Annotated in this window: 9 protein-coding genes; 1 reads left to right on the top strand and 8 read right to left on the bottom strand. The window is 62.3% G+C overall.

The annotated features are described in order from the left end of the window. Positions 1-23 precede the first annotated feature (23 nt). Positions 24-1,682: a Calx-beta domain-containing protein gene (locus JWQ90_RS00855; RefSeq protein WP_299687908.1), complete on the top strand. Its 1,659-nt coding sequence runs from the start codon at positions 24-26 to the stop codon at positions 1,680-1,682. Positions 1,683-1,763: 81 nt separating this feature from the next. Here the strand turns inward: JWQ90_RS00855 and ald are convergent, their stop codons facing one another. The 8 genes from ald to JWQ90_RS00895 all read right to left on the bottom strand — a co-directional run bounded on the left by ald (position 1,764) and on the right by JWQ90_RS00895 (position 15,870). Next, positions 1,764-2,879, bottom strand: a complete 1,116-nt coding sequence (gene ald / locus JWQ90_RS00860; protein WP_299687911.1) for an alanine dehydrogenase — start codon at positions 2,877-2,879, stop codon at positions 1,764-1,766. Positions 2,880-2,977: 98 nt separating this feature from the next. After that, entirely contained in the window at positions 2,978-5,827 is a 2,850-nt protein-coding gene (locus JWQ90_RS00865; RefSeq protein WP_299687914.1) for an Ig-like domain-containing protein, read from the bottom strand. A 768-nt stretch (positions 5,828-6,595) separates the two neighbouring features. Beyond that, positions 6,596-8,296 carry a type IV secretory system conjugative DNA transfer family protein gene (locus JWQ90_RS00870; RefSeq protein ID WP_299687917.1) on the bottom strand — a complete coding sequence of 567 codons (1,701 nt, stop codon included), beginning with the start codon at positions 8,294-8,296 and terminating at the stop codon, positions 6,596-6,598. 12 nt (positions 8,297-8,308) lie between these two features. Next, the gene (locus tag JWQ90_RS00875) at positions 8,309-8,584 is read right to left on the bottom strand and encodes a hypothetical protein (RefSeq protein ID WP_299687919.1); all 276 of its coding nucleotides are present in this window, start codon (positions 8,582-8,584) and stop codon (positions 8,309-8,311) included. 878 nt (positions 8,585-9,462) lie between these two features. After that, positions 9,463-11,214 carry an acyl-CoA dehydrogenase family protein gene (locus JWQ90_RS00880; RefSeq protein WP_299687922.1) on the bottom strand — a complete coding sequence of 584 codons (1,752 nt, stop codon included), beginning with the start codon at positions 11,212-11,214 and terminating at the stop codon, positions 9,463-9,465. Positions 11,215-11,371: 157 nt separating this feature from the next. Next, positions 11,372-13,531 (bottom strand): fatty acid oxidation complex subunit alpha FadB, encoded by a 2,160-nt coding sequence (gene fadB, locus JWQ90_RS00885; RefSeq protein ID WP_299687925.1) that lies wholly within the window; start codon positions 13,529-13,531, stop codon positions 11,372-11,374. Positions 13,532-13,596: 65 nt separating this feature from the next. Next, positions 13,597-14,781, bottom strand: coding sequence for a lipid-transfer protein (locus JWQ90_RS00890; RefSeq protein WP_299687928.1), 1,185 nt, complete (start codon positions 14,779-14,781; stop codon positions 13,597-13,599). Positions 14,782-14,898: 117 nt separating this feature from the next. Continuing rightward, a complete protein-coding gene (locus JWQ90_RS00895; RefSeq protein ID WP_366919400.1) occupies positions 14,899-15,870 on the bottom strand; it encodes a nitronate monooxygenase family protein in 972 nt (323 codons plus the stop codon). Between the last annotated feature and the right edge of the window lie 15 nt (positions 15,871-15,885).

Below are 15,885 nucleotides of genomic sequence, written 5' to 3' on the forward strand. Positions count from 1 at the left end.
CAAATCGTCACCGGGGGATCAACATGATCATCAAAATGTCGGTGAGCGGGCTCGCCTGCATGACGCTGTTCGCCAGCCTGTTTGCCACGACCGCGGTGGTCGCGGCACCCACCGTGGTGCCGCCTTTCGACAGCAGCTACCAGATCAGCACGATCGCGGAATCGGGCGGCGTGGACCCGGTCCCGGGTGTGCCCTCGCCCTACGGCGGCCTGGCTTTCCGCGACGGTGATCCCGACACGCTGCTGATGGTCGGGCATGCCTACACCACCGACGCTGGCGGCAGCGCGGCGATCTACGCGATCGGCGTCAGCCGCGATGCCGACGGCCATATCAATGGTTTCGTCGACAACGCCACGCTGCGGGCGCTGGGCCCGGGCTACACCGACCCGGCGCGCGGTGCCGGAACCGGCTTGGCCTACAGCCCCGATGCGCTGCTGTTCTATGCAAGCAATGGCGACAGCAGCCTGGGCCAGATCAAGCCCGGCAGCACTGCGCCTGACAAACAGATCAACCTTGCCGCGCTGGTGCCGGCTTCGGTGGTCGAGGGCGGGCCGCTGATCTTTGTACCTCAGGGCTTCGCCGGTGCCGGCAAGCTCAAGATGGCCGGCTACAACGGCGATTTCTATCGTCTGAGCCTGGCCGCGGACGGTGTCGGAACCTACGAGGTCAGCAAGGTCGACGATGTCGGCATGCTGGCCGGCAGCGGAACCAACGCCAGCGGCTCCTACAACCGGCCGACCGGCTTTGGCTATGTCGCCGCCGGCAATCCGCAGTTCACCGAGACCGGCTTGCTGGCCACGCAATGCGACTTCAATACCGGCGACAGCCAGTTGTTCGCCTACGACATCACCAGCAAGGGCGACCCGCAGCTGGCGTCGGCGCGCAGCATGGTTAGCAACCTATGCGCGACTGGCGCGGTGATCGACCCGGTGACCGGCGACATGCTGTTCACCAACTACTACGGTTTCCCGGCTCTGACCGTGCTCAGCGGCTTCACCGTGCCGCCGCCGACAGTCGCGTTCGTCTCCGCGACCTCATCGATCAGCGAAACCAAGGGCACGGCCACCATCAGCGTCAAGCGGCTCGGCAGCACCGCCTCGGCGGTGACAGTGAAATACAGCAGCAGCGCGGGCACGGCGGTCAACGGCACGAACTACAGCGATGTCTCCGGCACGCTGAGTTGGGCCGCGGGCGAGGCCGGCAACAAGAGTTTCAGCGTTCCGGTCGTCAGTGACGGCGTCTACAACGACAAGCTGACCGTCAAGCTGAAGCTGAGCAAACCGGTGGGCGCCGCGCTCGGCGCTCCGGCGAGCGCCAAGCTGTCGATCGTCAACAAGGACCCGCTACCGACCGTGGCCTTCTCGGCCGCAAGCAGCGTCGTCACGGAAGGCAGCCTCGGCGCCGGCGTCGCGGTCCCCGCGGTACTGGTGTCGCTGTCGAGTGCGAGCGGTAAAAGCATCAGCGTGCCGGTCACGCTCAGCAGCGGCAGCGATTCCCGGGTCAGCCTCACTTCTCCGGTCACGATCCCGGCCGGCCAGACCCAGGTCTACGCGGTGAGCGTGGCCGACGATGCAAGCGCGCAGAGCACGGTGAAACTCACGTTCAAGCTCGGCACGCCGAGCGATGCGGCGCTGGGCACCCAAGCGACGACCACGCTGAAGATCAAGAACAACGACCCGTAGGTCGGCAATCCTTTGCCGACGTGCGCGCGCGATGCGCAACCGAGGCCTCACGTCGGCAAAGGATTGCCGACCTACAACAACCTAAGCGAGCGCTTCCATTGCGGGCTGATACGCAAGGCCCAGCGCATCGGCCACCGCCTTGTACGTGATCTTGCCGCCGTGCACGTTCAGGCCTTCGCGCAGATGCACGTCGTCGAGCAGCGCCTTCCTGTAACCCTTGTTGGCGAGCGCAACCGCGAACGGCATCGTCGCGTTGGTCAGCGCGAACGTCGAGGTGCGTGCGACGCCGCCCGGCATGTTGGCGACGCAGTAATGCACCACGCCTTCTTCGACATAGGTCGGGTTCTGATGCGTGGTCGCACGCGAGGTTTCAAAGCAGCCGCCCTGGTCGATCGCGACGTCGACGACCACAGCGCCCGGCTTCATCGCCCGCAGATGCGCGCGCGTCACCAGCTTGGGCGCCGCAGCACCCGGCACCAGCACCGCACCGATCACCAGATCCGACTGCGCGGTGTAGTACTCGAGCGCATCGACCGTCGAATAGATTGTGTTCAGTCGTCCATCGAACAGCGAGTCGAGATAGTTCAGCCGCGCCAGCGAGCGATCGAGAATCGTCACATGCGCGCCCATGCCGACCGCGATGCGCGCGGCGTTGTAGCCGACGACGCCGCCGCCGATCACCAGCACTTCGGCCGGCGCCACGCCGGGCACGCCACCGAGCAGCACGCCGTTGCCACCCTGCGCTTTTTCCATCGCATGCGCGCCGGCCTGGATCGACATGCGCCCGGCCACTTCACTCATCGGCGCCAGCAGCGGCAGACCGCCGCGCGCATCGGTGACGGTCTCGTAGGCGATCGCGATGCAGCCCGATGCGATCAGGCCCTGGGTCTGATCGGGATCGGGTGCCAGATGCAGATAAGTGAACAGCACCTGCCCCGGCCGCAGCATCGCGCACTCGACCACCTGCGGCTCCTTGACCTTGATGACCATCTCGGCACGCGCAAAAATCTCCTGCGCAGTGCCGACGATCTCCGCTCCGGCGGCGACATAGGCCTCGTCATACAGTCCAATCCCGGCGCCAGCGCCGGCCTGGATCAGCACGTCGTGGCCATGCGCCTTGAGTTCCTTGACCCCGACGGGCGTAAGCCCGACGCGGTACTCGTGAACTTTGATTTCCTTGGGCGTGCCGATGAGCATCGCGACCTCCTATGTCAGAGGCCGCGATTATTTCATGGACTCGCGAGCGCAGCCTGAGCAACTCTCCTGGCCGGAAACGCTCGCGTTTCGACTGCCGCTCAGGTTCCGGTGACGGGAATGGACAGCCGCGTGATGATCCCGGACGGCGAGGTCACAGTGATCAGGATCGCGCCGCTGCCGGCCGTTCCGGAACCGGTTACGGTAAATCCGTAGACGGTACCGGCCGCATTCGAGTTGCTGTCCACCTGCTCATAACTTGCCGGCTCTGCGATGCTGCCATAGGTGGTCGTCGCAACGATCGTAGTGCCGGCTGCCATGTTCTGTCCCGCCGTGTCCTGAACACGAACCGAGAAACTCTTGGAGCCGATGGCGCTCACGGTCACCGACCCTGGTCCGGTTAAAGCTGCAGTGGAAGTCGACATTACGATGACGATGCTGTCATTGACGAACAACGTCTTCTGCGTATCACAGCCGGTGTTGCACAGCGGGCCGGTGAAGTTGCCACTGGCAGCGTCGAAATTACCGTTGCTGTTGAAGTCGACGAATTCTTCGCTGGTCGGGTCCCGTGCGCCGGATTCATCTCGATCGAGAAAAGGCTCACTGATATCGGTAAAGGGCTCACCGGAGTCGTAGACACCGTTGCCGTTCAGGTCGGTAAAGCTCTCTTCTCCGATGGCGGTGGCCAGCACCGTGTACCGGTGGTCGGATACGCGCGGACTCTGGCTCGTAAAGATGACGTTGCAGGCGCCGGCTGCCGTCACGCATTGAGGTTCTATGGACCCGCCTTCGGTGCGGAAGCTGATCGCGGTGCCATCGGGTACCGGGTTGTTGAAACGGTCAGCCATTCGTGCCGTGATCGTGCTAGTCACGCCGTCGAGATTCGCACCCTCAATATCGAGCGGGCTCGCCGACAGTGAAACACTGTCCTGATCCGGAATGCCGGTCGAGATGGTCAGCGTATCGGACTTCGCGGACACCGTCGTCGCACCGCTGGTCGCCGCGGCAGTCACCCGGACCGTTGTATGGACAGTGCCTGCTGAAACCGCGACAGTGACGGAGCCATCAGAGGCGCTAGTCGTCGACGCATGGTCGAGCGTGATGCCACCGACCGTGGTGTCCAGCGAGAATGTGACCGTCTGGTTCGGCATCGCTGTGCCCTGATCGTCGAGCACCTTGAACGTCACGATGGAGGTCTCGGGCTGGCCAACGCCGGTTCCCTTGATGCTCATCGTCGTCGGTGAAGCCGAGACGAAATTGAGCGACTGCAGCTTGCCGCCCGCTGGTGGCGTGGTTGTGGTCGTGCTGTAGAGCACCGAAGCCGACGCGGTGGTGACGTTGCCCTTGGGCGTCGTGACCTTGATCGTAAACACGCCGTTTGCCGAAGTCGTCTGATCATCAGGCGGTTTGACCACGAAGCTGTACACGAACGGGCCGTTGAACGTGCTACAAGGCTGCGTCACCGACGCATCGCCGACGATGCTGCCGAACGACGTCGATGCCGCAATCGTCGTGCTGCCCGGCATCGGCTGGTTGGCACTGTCGCCGACCACCACTTGCACGACCTGGGCGCCTTTGCTCAAGTCGATGGTGCTCGGCAGGATGGTCAGCTTGGCGTTGGACCCCGACATGATGATCGGCACGGACGCGCGCACCGACAGCGACGTCGCCGCATCGCAGCCGCTATCGCAGAGCACGCCGGTGAAGTTGCCGCTCTTGTCGTCGAAAGTCGCATTGTTGTTGAAGTCGACAAATTCCTCGTCGCTGTCACGTGCGCCGCTTTCATTCTTGTCGAGAAACGCTTCGGCCAGATCGCCGAACGACTCGCCGGAGTTGTAACGGCCGTTGCCATTGGTATCGACAAAGCTCTCTTCACCGATCGCGGTCGCCAGAATGGTGACGCGGTGATCGCTGCTCCGGGGATTGGCCGACGTGAAGTTCACCGAACACCCGCCCGCGGTCGTCAGACACTGCGGCTGGATCTGGCCGCCTTCAGCACGGAAGCTGATCGCCGTGCCGTCCGGCACTGGGTTGTTGAAGCGGTCGGCGGCAAGGATGTTGACGCTAGTCGTCGTACCGTCGTAGTCGCCACCTTCAATGTTGAAGCAACCGACGCTGATCGAGAAGCTGTCCTGGTCCGCAAGGCCGGTGGAGATCACCAGCGAGTCGGACTGTGCCGGCGGGATACCGGAGACGACGTTGCCGGAAGAGTCCACGACGATCGCGGTAACCCGGACGCTGGTCGCAACGGTGCCGGCGTTCACGGTGGTTTGCACCACACCTGCGGAATCCGTGATACCGGTCGATGGCGTCAGCGTGATGCCGCCAGCAGTGGTGTCCAACGTGAATTTCACGTTCTGGCCCGGCACCGGCCCACCGGCGCTGTTGGTGACGGTGAACTTGACGATCGCGGTCTGCGGGTCGCCCGTTCCCTTGATGCGAATGCTGTTGGGTGTCGCCGAGGTAAATTGAACGGCACTGGCCGGCGCCGACTTGACCGTAATCGTGCCAGTAGCGGTTAGGGAGCTGCCGCCGACCGTAGCCGTAGCAGTTACGACATCGTTTCCGCTGCAACCCAGTGCAGAATAAGTAGCCGAGGCTGACCCGGTGGAGGTGACAACTGGGTTGGGCTCGATTTTGGAGCTGCTCAGACTGGCGCACTGTGACGAAAAACTAACCGACACGGAATCGGTGACCAGCGCATTGCCATTGGCGGTGTCGACGATGTCCACGCGCAGTCCGGCGCTGCCGCCTGCGTCGAGAGCAGACTGCGACAGGTAGATCGATCCCGCGGAAAAACTGGTGCCCTGCAAGGTGCCGAGACGGTACACGGATGCGGTGGGCGTACCCGAACCATCACCCCCATTATCAACAAAACTCGGCCCGCCACCGCCGCAGCCCGCCAGAAGCGCGACCAGCATCACCAGCCCGAAGCAACTGAATCTACGCATCTGAACCCCCAACGTGGCAACAGTGCAAGCGTAGGACGTCGGCCGCAGGCGATGCTAGCGACCACTGCCCACACTCACAACAAAAACGGCCCGAACGGCCGGATCGGCGAAAACGGGCTTGGGTGCATCGGCGCCGTCGCTTAAACTGGCGCATCCGCCCCTGTAGCCCAGTGGATAGAGCATCCGCCTCCTAAGCGGTTGGTCAAGTGCCCATCCCCGGACGAATATCCTCTAACTTCAGTAGCATAAATTTGCGGACGCTTGCTACGCATTGCGTCAATATGCACCGATCTGCACTAGCCGTGCAGATGGAGTGCAGATAATAATTTACGACCTCGCGCTCTATGCCCAAGCGTCTGCGCCTCGTCCTTGCACATCGGCTGACGACTGAGTTCCGAGACTATAGGTTCTAAGTCGAGGCTTGCCGTCCATAGATACCAGCGTCGGCACCGGGCCGACTGGCGGACATGGCTAGTGATTCCAGGCGGCCCTGTTCATCCGAAGTTGGCACAGCAACGGGACTGCCTGCGATTTGGGAGAGCAATCAGCGTTAGTGACATCGCCGGGCGAGGACCCGAGCACGGACTCCGCCCTGGGCTGCCCTCGGCTTCGCTCTTGCTGGCAGCGGTAAAGGATAATGACCAGCCAGCTCTGGACAGTTGCAGTGTCCTGCGCTAGCGGGCGCGCTGAGTAGCGCGGGGGGGGGGGGTGCAGATGTTTAGCCGCGACCCATCCCTTGGTCCGGCCCGGAGGAGCCGCCTGCCCGATCTACAACTTCATGTCGTTGAGAACGACATCGATTTCATGGTTTGTGAGACTAGAAGTGGACATCGGCATGATCGGCGGTTCGACAACCTTATTACGCAGCTTCGGCCGAGCCGACGCGGGCCGCAAAAACTTGGTGAAGGTACGGTCCCGGTAGTAGCAGATCTTGTCGGCCTTGATCGGCGCCGCCGCCTCGACGATCAAAAGTTCCTTGCCTCGATCAAGTTCCCGGATTTCATGGGGCAGCATCAGCTCTCGCCGCGTGCTCCCCTCCGAGACGTTCCCATTCCAGGGATCGTTGACACGACGCGAGCGGCTACGAGTCGTGATGGTGCGAAAGCCCATTTCTTCGGACAAATATTTTGCGGTCTTGAGGCTATTCTGGGCATAAGCGATCCTTATGTTCGCCGTCGATAGAAACGTTTCGGTCACCGCACGCCCGTAGACCTCTTCGAGTTGGGACAGGTCCTGAATGACGGGCGCAAGCATGATGTTGTATCCGGCGAAGTACGCGATGCCTTTTTCCACATTCTCCAGCCTCCCCAACGCCGTGAACTCGTCGAGTAGAGCCAACACCTGCAGAGGTTCATCCCTGCTGGGGAGCAATCCCAACAGACCGTCGAAGGTCTGCTGCACGAAGATGTTCAACAGCGGCGACAGACGCGCGATGTCCCGAGGCATGACGCCCAGATAGATCGTCATTGGCTGGCGCCGCAAGTCACGCTGGTCGAAGTCCGTGCTCGACGTGGCACGATCCACCAACGGATTTGCAAACAATGAGAGCGCCGCTTTCAGCGACGACAACACGCCGGATTGTTCCTTGAACGCCTTGCCTAGAAATCCGTTGAACTGCATCACCGCCATTGGATCGAGCTTCGTCTCGTGCTCCTTCATGACCCAGGTCAAATAGTCGGCGAAGTTTTGTGTCGACAGAATCGCCCGGTAGACGGCGCCGAGCGATGCTCGCTCATTCACATCAAGCAAGAAGAGAATCAGCCCGTCGAGTAGTACCCTCGCCTCGTTGGTCCACATGGGGTCGGCACGCGGGGGTGTTACGACAAGCTTCGCGGTAATCGCCTGCACGTCATTGACGCGCAGGTTTCGATCCGACGAGACGAAGTCCAATGGGTTGTAGGCATGGGTTCGCCCTTCCGTATCCAGTGGGGCGAACAGCACGATTTGTTGTCCCATCGCTTCACGCGCGCCGGAGGTCTTCTCGAAGTTCTCCAGCTTCAGGTCATTGACGATCACCGAACCGCGCCAGGTCAGCAGGTTGGGAATAACGAAACCGACGCCTTTCCCCGATCGCGGCGGTGCAAATAGCAGCACGCCCAGTTGTCCATTCGCCCTCAGCAGCCGGCCGCGGAGTCGACCCAGGATCAGGCCATCAGGTGCGCGCAGTCGGGCCGAACGCACTTCGCTTTCGTCGGCAAAGTGAGCGTCTCCGAACAACGCAGGCCGGCGGGTGAGCGCCGGCAATAAAGCGAATAGGGCGCTCATAGCGATGGGCACCGAGAATGCCGTAAAAAGAAGCACTCGATAGTGCGGCGACGGCGAGTAAGTTCGCCACATCTGCAGAACCTCGGCGTAGCCGGGCATGTAGGTACTGGAGCCTACGAATGCCGCGAACAACATTCCTGCAAGCCACGGTGCTGCTACCAGCAGCAATAGCGACGGAATCAAATCCTTTGAAGAGTAACGCACGGCGACAGGGCTTTAGCCCCGCACTCGCAGGCCGGCGGTAAGCCGCGCGATCCTGTCGATCTCGTGCTTCTCCTCATCTTTCATCCACTGCACAACCGTCTGTCTGCGCCAACGCAGGGGACGCTGTCGGAACGGCGGCGGCAGTCTGTCCGGCGATCGACTGCGCAACGTCAACACTGTCGCCTTCGGAATCAGCGTCAATACGGCGAATGCGTCGACATCCAGCGTTTCGGATTCATTCGACTTCGGAGCGCTGAATGCGCGCAGAGAACCTTTTTCTTCCGTCACGTTCTTGACAGTATCCAGTCCCTGGACACTGCTCCTTTGACAATGGATGCACAGTTAGGCATGACGACACGCATGCCAATAAAGACCTATTTGTCCTTTAGCAAGTCGTCGTTACAGAGCACCGACAGCGTCGTTGGCACTTGCCATTGCGGAAGACAAAAGCCGAATCGCAGAAGGCACTTTCATGCAATCACGGCGTCGCCTTCCGCATTGTTCCAGGCCGGGCTCTACTCGCTCCGCTCACCAAGCCCTGCGGTCTTGGCCTTCGGTAACGCTCCCTGACGCATCACGGGGGCGGAGGCTGTGCCACCGTTCCCGCAAAGCTCGAACGTCATGTCGACGCGTCCTTGCGGACTTAACTTCCCGCCAACACCACGTTCCCCTGCGGGCGCCATAGCCGGCGATGGCCGTCAGCCACTTCGCGATCAGACAGCGCTTTGAATTGCTCTGTGTGCATTTGCTGTAGCTCTGGCTTGCCCGTTCGTTCCTCGTTGCAGTCCGCCAATCGCGAACAAGTTGCCCGAAGCGCGCGCGCTCAAGTGGCTTTCGCGGCAAAAAAGCGCGCCCTGCTGCGCGGGTCTCTTTGCGCCCGAAGCGGACGGTGGAGAGCTAAAATGGTCATAACTCCCAACGCCTTTCAATTGCTTCCAACCGCTGCTGACCATGAATTTCGGACAAGGCACTAAGCCGCTGCCTCGCCGCATCTGACTGGCGCGGAGTTGGTGTCGAAGTTTTTTCAACTGCAAAGCGCTCCTCCAATACCCCTAAGAAAACACCAGTCTCACGTATCCGCGGCCTGTAGAAGTTGACGACTATAGATGGCCCAGGACTGAGCCGATTCAACACCCTGCACTGCGTTTTTTTGAGTGAGCGTCGGATTACGCGAACAGCACGTCGTCTCCAGGCGACGAGACAGGATCGCCATTACGCACCACCGCGAGATGGTAGAAGGCCTCGGGAAAGAGCTGGGCGAAGTAGAATTGTGCAGTCGCGAGATAGGCTCGGGCATCCTCAGCCGAAGAGATGGTGCGGGTCGCGCCGATGAACCGCCAGCCCATGACCGCATGGCCCAGCGCGCGGAGGAAGTGGGTTGCCACTGAGCCCGCCGCAGTGCCGGGGATGCCGTCGCGAACCAGGTGGAGAATGTCCTCCGCCAGCTTGAACCAAAGCGACAGCATCGCAGCGACGACGGCTGTCGAGCCGGTTGCGCTCAGCGATGACTTCATCTCCTCGAACAACAATTCCAAGGCGCGTCCATGGTCGGCCAGCACCTTACGACTCAATAGGTCAAACGCCTGGACTCCGTTGGTTCCTTCGTATATCGCGAACACTCGCACGTCGCGGACGATCTGCTCGACGCCGTGTTCTGTCATGTAGCCGTGACCGCCGTAGATCTGGACGGCGAGGTTGGCAACTTCGAATGCGTTGTCCGACAAGAACGCTTTGGCAACCGGCGTGAGCAGCGATAGTCGCCGGGAGGCGGCTTCGCGCGCACGCGCGTCGGGATGTGCGTGCGCGATATCGAGTTGCAGTGAAAGCCAGTACGAAATCAGGCGTGCACCTTCGGTCCAAGCTTTCTGAGTGAGTAGCATGCGACGCACATCAGCCTGCAGGATTAGCGGATGTGCGGCCTTGCCCCGCTCGCCAACCGCGCTGCGGCCTTGCAGCCGGTCGCGCGCATATTGCAACGAGCACTGGTATGCCAACTCTGAAGCTCCGAGCGCTTGCACCCCCACGCCGAGACGCGCTGCGTTCATCATCACAAACATGCAGGTGAGTCCAGCGTTGGGTTCCCCGATCAACCAGCCGTGTGCGTCGTCAAATGCCAGTGCACAGGTTGGACTACCGCGGATGCCCATCTTGTGTTCCAACCCGACAACAGCGATACCGTTTACCGCCTTTTTCAGCCCTTGACTGCCGTCGGGTAGATGCTTTGGCACCAGGAACAAGGAAAGACCCTTGGACCCAACGGGCGACCCAGGCAATCGAGCAAGCACCAAATGGACAATATTTTCGGCCAGATCGTGATCGCCGCCTGAGATGAAGATCTTCGAGCCGCTGATGCGGTAGGCACCCGTACCGTCCGGCTCAGCGCGGGTTCGTACAAGACCCAGGTCACTCCCCGCCTGCGCTTCGGTCAGGCACATGCTGGTGGTCCACTCGCCAGAGGCTATCTTCGGGAGATAGCGTTCTTTGAGCGCGCTGGCAGCATGGGCACGCAGACAGTCGTAAGCGCCGTGGGCAATCCCAGGAAACATGCTCCAGGCGGGATTGGCGGAATTGAGGAGTTCGAGCATGACGCTGTGCAGAACCATCGGAAGACCTTGGCCGCCATGTTCTTCGTCGCAGGCCATCGCGGGCCAACCTGCTTCCACAAATAGGCGGTACGCCTCGGCATAGCCGGGAGGCGTTATGACCCGCCCATCGATGAGCCTGCAGCCGGCGTCTCCGGAAATCCGTGTAGGGGAGAGAATCTTGGAGGCGAAGTTGCCCGCCTCGGCGATCACGCGGTCAATGAGGTCGCGATCAACGGTCGCGAACCTGGGGAATGCCGCCAGTTCGTGGTTAATGCCCAGCACGTCATAGAGGACGAAGGCGATGCGGGACAGCGGCGGAACGTAAACAGTCACAGCAGACCACCCGAACCGCTCTTCGGTGCTAGCGTAAAGCGCGGCGCGAGCCTTGGCGCGCGCACAGCGCGCGTAAGAATCAACCCCTCTACGTTGCCCGGAATGGAGAGCGATCGTCGCTCGCCAGCGAGCGAGTCGAGTGGATGCCGGGATTCACTCACGGGTAGTAGCGCTCTCCACGCGCGGCCATTTCTCGCAGTTTTTGCGGTACCTGATACATCGGTCCAAGCACCGCGTAGCGGTCGCTGAGCGACACCACGCGATCCAGCCCCAGCCAATCGGCGTACTTGAGCACGCCGCCCAAGTATTGCGGAAGACCAAGCCCTAGCAGCAGCGCCATATCCAGCTCGATCGCACTGCCGACGATGCCGTCTTCCAGCGCGCGCGCGCCTTCGACGATCAGCGGCAGCATCATGCGATCCACGATCTCCTGGGCCGAAAAGTCGCGCTTACCATTCGGCTGCACTGCCTTGAGCAACTCGTAGGTGTCTGCGGCCACCCGCTTCTTCGGCTTGCCGGCGGGATCGGTTTCGTATCGGTAGTAGCCGAAGCCATTCTTCTGCCCGAGCCGCCCCATGTTCACCAGCAGTTCGCCCGAGTAAGCCCAGGTCCATTTCATGCGATCGGGATAGCCGTCGCTAATGATCCGGTTGACGTGCACCGCGGTGTCCAGGCCGATCACGTCGTTGAGATAGGCCGGGCCCATGGGCCAGCCGAAAGCCTCCATCGCCTGATCGACCGCGACAAAGTCGGCGCCATCCGCGACTAGATGAGAGAACGCCAGCATGTACGGCGTGAGAATGCGATTGACCAGGAAGCCCGGGCAGTCCTTGACGACGATCGGTGTCTTGCCCATGGCCACGCCGTAGCCGACGATCGTCGACGCCGCGACGTCGCTGGTGCAGCTGCCCCTGATAACTTCGACCAGCGGCATCATCGGCACCGGGTTGAAGAAGTGCATGCCGACGAAGTTCTCCGGCCGTTTTAGCGGCGCGGCGAGATCGTCGATGCGCAGGCTCGAAGTGTTCGACGCGATCACCGCGTCGTCGCGCAGAACGTTCTCCAGTTCCGTCAGTACGGCATGCTTCACCTTGATACTCTCGACCACCGCCTCGACCACGGCGTCCACCTGCTCGAAGCCGGCGTAATCGAGTTGAGGACGGATCGATGCGAGCACCGCATCGGCCGTCTCCTGCTTCAGGCGTCCGCTCTTGACCTGCCTCACGAGCAGCTTCTGCGCCTCGCCGGTGCCCAGATCGAGCTGTTTCTGCTGGATGTCCTTCATCAGCACCGGGGTTCCACGCAGTGCGCTGGTGTAGGCGATGCCGCCGCCCATGATGCCGGCGCCGAGCACCGCAGCCTGCTTCAGCGGGCGCGCGTTCCTCGCGTGCGCCTTGAACTTCTTCTTCAGCACCTGATCGTTGAGAAAGATCTGCACCAGCGACGAGGCCGCCTGCGTTTTGCAGATGGCACCAAAACCGCGGGCCTCCAGCAGAAGCGCGCCTTCACGACCCTGGCTCGCCGCGGCTTCCATCACCTCGACCGCCGCCAGTGCGGCCGGCTGATGCTTCGGCGACTGCTTCGCGACCTTCTCCCTGCCGGCAGCGAACAAAGCCCCGGCATGTTCGACAGACAGCGGCAACGCGGAGTCCTTCGTTGCTCGACGCGACTTCCAGTCGGCCTCGCCCGCGACCGCCTTGCGCAACAGCTTGAGTGCCGCCTCGCGCAGGGCCTCCGGAGCGGTGATCTCGTCTACCACGCCAGCGGCCCTGGCGGCCTCGGCCTTCGAAGGCGCGCCGCTCGCGATCCAGTCGATCGCGACCTGTGCGTTCGCCACGCGCGGCAATCGCACGGTGCCGCCGAAACCGGGGAACAAGCCCAGTTTGACTTCGGGCAGACCGACCTGGGCAGTCGCCGACATCACGCGGAAGTCGCAAGCCAGCGCGCATTCGAGGCCCCCGCCCAACGCGAAGCCATTGATCGCCACCACGCTGGGAACGCGCAGCGTTTCGAGCGCGGTGAACACGCGGTTTTGCACACCATTGAACACGGCGATCTCGTCCGCCGTCAGTTGGAACATGGCGCCGAACTCGGTGATGTCGGCGCCGACGATGAATACGTCCTTGGCGCTGCTCACCAGAGCGCCGCGGATCGTCTCATCCTGCTCGATGACCGCGACCGCCTGACCAAGCTCGGCGACGGTGCGCTTGTCGAGCTTGTTGATGCCGTCGTTCTCGCGGTCGAAGCAAAGCTCGGCCAGACCGTCGCCTAGCGACTCCACGCGGATTGATTTTCCTTGGAACAGCGTTGCCGACATCGGTTGACTCCTCACTAAATCGGTCTGGCGATGGGCGGGGTGGCTTCCGCCCGACGAGGTCAGTCTCAGACGCGGCCGTAGGCGGTGACCACGCAGGCACCGCCGATGCCGATGTTGTGTTGCAGCGCTAGCCGTGCGCCTTCCACCTGGCGTGGTCCGCAGAGCCCGCGCAGCTGCTCGACGAGTTCCGTGCATTGCGCGAGCCCGGTCGCGCCGAGTGGATGGCCTTTCGACAGCAGGCCGCCGGACGGGTTGGTGACGACCTTGCCACCATAGGTGTTGTCGCCATCCCAGATGAACGTCTCGGCCGTGCCCTCAGGCGTGAAGCCCAGCGCCTCGTAGGTCAACAGCTCGTTGGCGGTGAAACAGTCGTGCAGTTCGCAGACGTCGATGTCCTCGGGGCCGATGCCGGCCTGCGCGTAGACCGCGTCGGCAGCCTTCTTCGACATCTCCGAGCCCACAGCCTTGATCATCGACCCGGCCTCGAAAGTCGAGGCATAGTCCGTCGTCATTGCCTGACCTAGAATCACGATGTCGGTCCTGAGCCCATGCTGTTTGGCGAAGCGCTCCGACACCAGTACCGCCGCCGCGGCGCCGCAGGTCGGCGGGCAGCATTGCAGGCGCGTCAGCACGCCGTAGATCGTCGGCGTCGCCAGCACCTGCTCCACGGTGACCAGATCACGAAAGATCGCTTTGTCGTTGTGGAAAGCATGCTTGCGCGCCTTCTCCGAAATCTTCGCAAAGGTTTCGTTCTTCGTTCCGTACTTCTGCTGGTACTCGACGCCTGCGCCGCCGAACAGATGCGGCGCCGGCGGCGTGCCCGTGGGCGCGGGCTGCAGCGCCTGCGACTGGTCCACCCACTTTCCCATCGGCGGCGGGCGATCGGCGAAGCCCGCCGCGAGGGCACCGGGCGCCATCTGCTCGAAGCCGAACGCGAGGATGCAGTCGAACGCGCCGGACTCGATGGCTTGGCGCGCAAGATACAGCGCGGTCGAGCCGGTGGCGCAGTTGTTGTTGACGTTGATCACCGGCACGCCGGTCATGCCCACTTCGTAGATCACGCGTTGGCCGCAGGTGGAATCGCCGTAGACGTAGCCGGCGTAGACCTGCTGGATGTGGCTGTAGTCCACGCCTGCATCCGCGAGCGCGAGGCGGATGGCTTTAGGTCCCATCACGGTATAAGGCTCGGCCGCGCTGGGCTTCAGGAAGGGAATCATTCCGACGCCGGCGACGTATGCTTTCTGGCTCATGTGCTGATCCTGGGTAGGAAATGCGTTTTAGGTGTCCAAATCACTTTGCGGGAGCGGCAACGGCAGCATCGCGCCTCGCGCCGCACCTGCGAATTCTTTAAGGGCAAAGCCGTGCATTCAATCCATAGTCGCCAGCGCACCCGAAAGCTGCGCGCGGCATTCGCGCACCATGCGCTGGATCAGCTCTTCGCAGGAGGGAATGTCATCGATGAGCCCGATTACCATACCCGCCGTGATGATTCCGCCCTGGGGATCTCCGGCATCGAGCGCGGCCTTGCCGCGCGCGCCCGCGACCAGATGGCGAATGTCCTCGAAATGTGCGCCGCCGGGCTTGTTCTCTATCGCCACGGTTTCTTCCGATACCGCGTTACGGAATACGCGCGCGGTGTTCTTCATGGTGCGGAAGATCAGCTTGGTATCACGCTCGCTGCCCGCGACCAGTGCCTGCTTGATCGCCTCGTGGATTGGCGCTTCCTGCGTGACTTCGAATCGCGTGCCCATGTTGATGCCTTCGGCGCCAAGTGCGAAGGCCGCCGCCATGCCGCGTCCGTCGCCGATGCCGCCAGAGGCCACGACCGGGATCCTCAGCTTCTTCACGGCGATCGGAATCAGCACCAGGCCAGGAATGTCGTCTTCGCCAGGATGGCCCGCGCATTCGAAGCCGTCGATGCTCACCGCATCCACACCCGCCCGTTCGGCGCTCAGAGCATGGCGGACGGCCACGCACTTGTGCACGATCCTGATTCCTGCGTTCTGAAGCTTGCCCCAATGATCCGAAGACTTGGGCCCGGCCGTTTCCACGATCTTGATACCGCCTTCGATGATCGCGTCGATGTATTCGCTGTACGGCGGCGGCGTGATGGTGGGGAATACCGTCATGTTCACGCCAAAGGGCTGGTCGGTCATCGTGCGGCAGCGCGCGATTTCTCTGGCCAGCGCTTCCGGCGTTGGCTGTGACAGACCGGTAAGCAGCCCGAAAGCGCCGGCATTGGACACCGCCGAGGCCATTTCGGCCAGGCCCACCCACTGCATCCCGCCTTGGATAATGGGATATCGCACGCCCAGCATCTCGCTGACGCGGGTCCTGATGCGGTAGGGCACTTT

The sequence above is a fragment of the Hydrocarboniphaga sp. genome (genome assembly GCF_028291725.1).
In the GTDB taxonomy this organism is placed as follows: Bacteria; Pseudomonadota; Gammaproteobacteria; order Nevskiales; family Nevskiaceae; genus Hydrocarboniphaga.

What these genes read in the sequence shown, in the direction of transcription:
- JWQ90_RS00855 (WP_299687908.1), top strand. Translation starts at nt 24, where the DNA reads ATGATCATCAAAATGTCGGTGAGCGGGCTCGCCTGCATGACGCTGTTC.
- ald (WP_299687911.1), bottom strand. Translation starts at nt 2,879, where the DNA reads ATGCTCATCGGCACGCCCAAGGAAATCAAAGTTCACGAGTACCGCGTC.
- JWQ90_RS00865 (WP_299687914.1), bottom strand. Translation starts at nt 5,827, where the DNA reads ATGCGTAGATTCAGTTGCTTCGGGCTGGTGATGCTGGTCGCGCTTCTG.
- fadB (WP_299687925.1), bottom strand. Translation starts at nt 13,531, where the DNA reads ATGTCGGCAACGCTGTTCCAAGGAAAATCAATCCGCGTGGAGTCGCTA.
- JWQ90_RS00890 (WP_299687928.1), bottom strand. Translation starts at nt 14,781, where the DNA reads ATGAGCCAGAAAGCATACGTCGCCGGCGTCGGAATGATTCCCTTCCTG.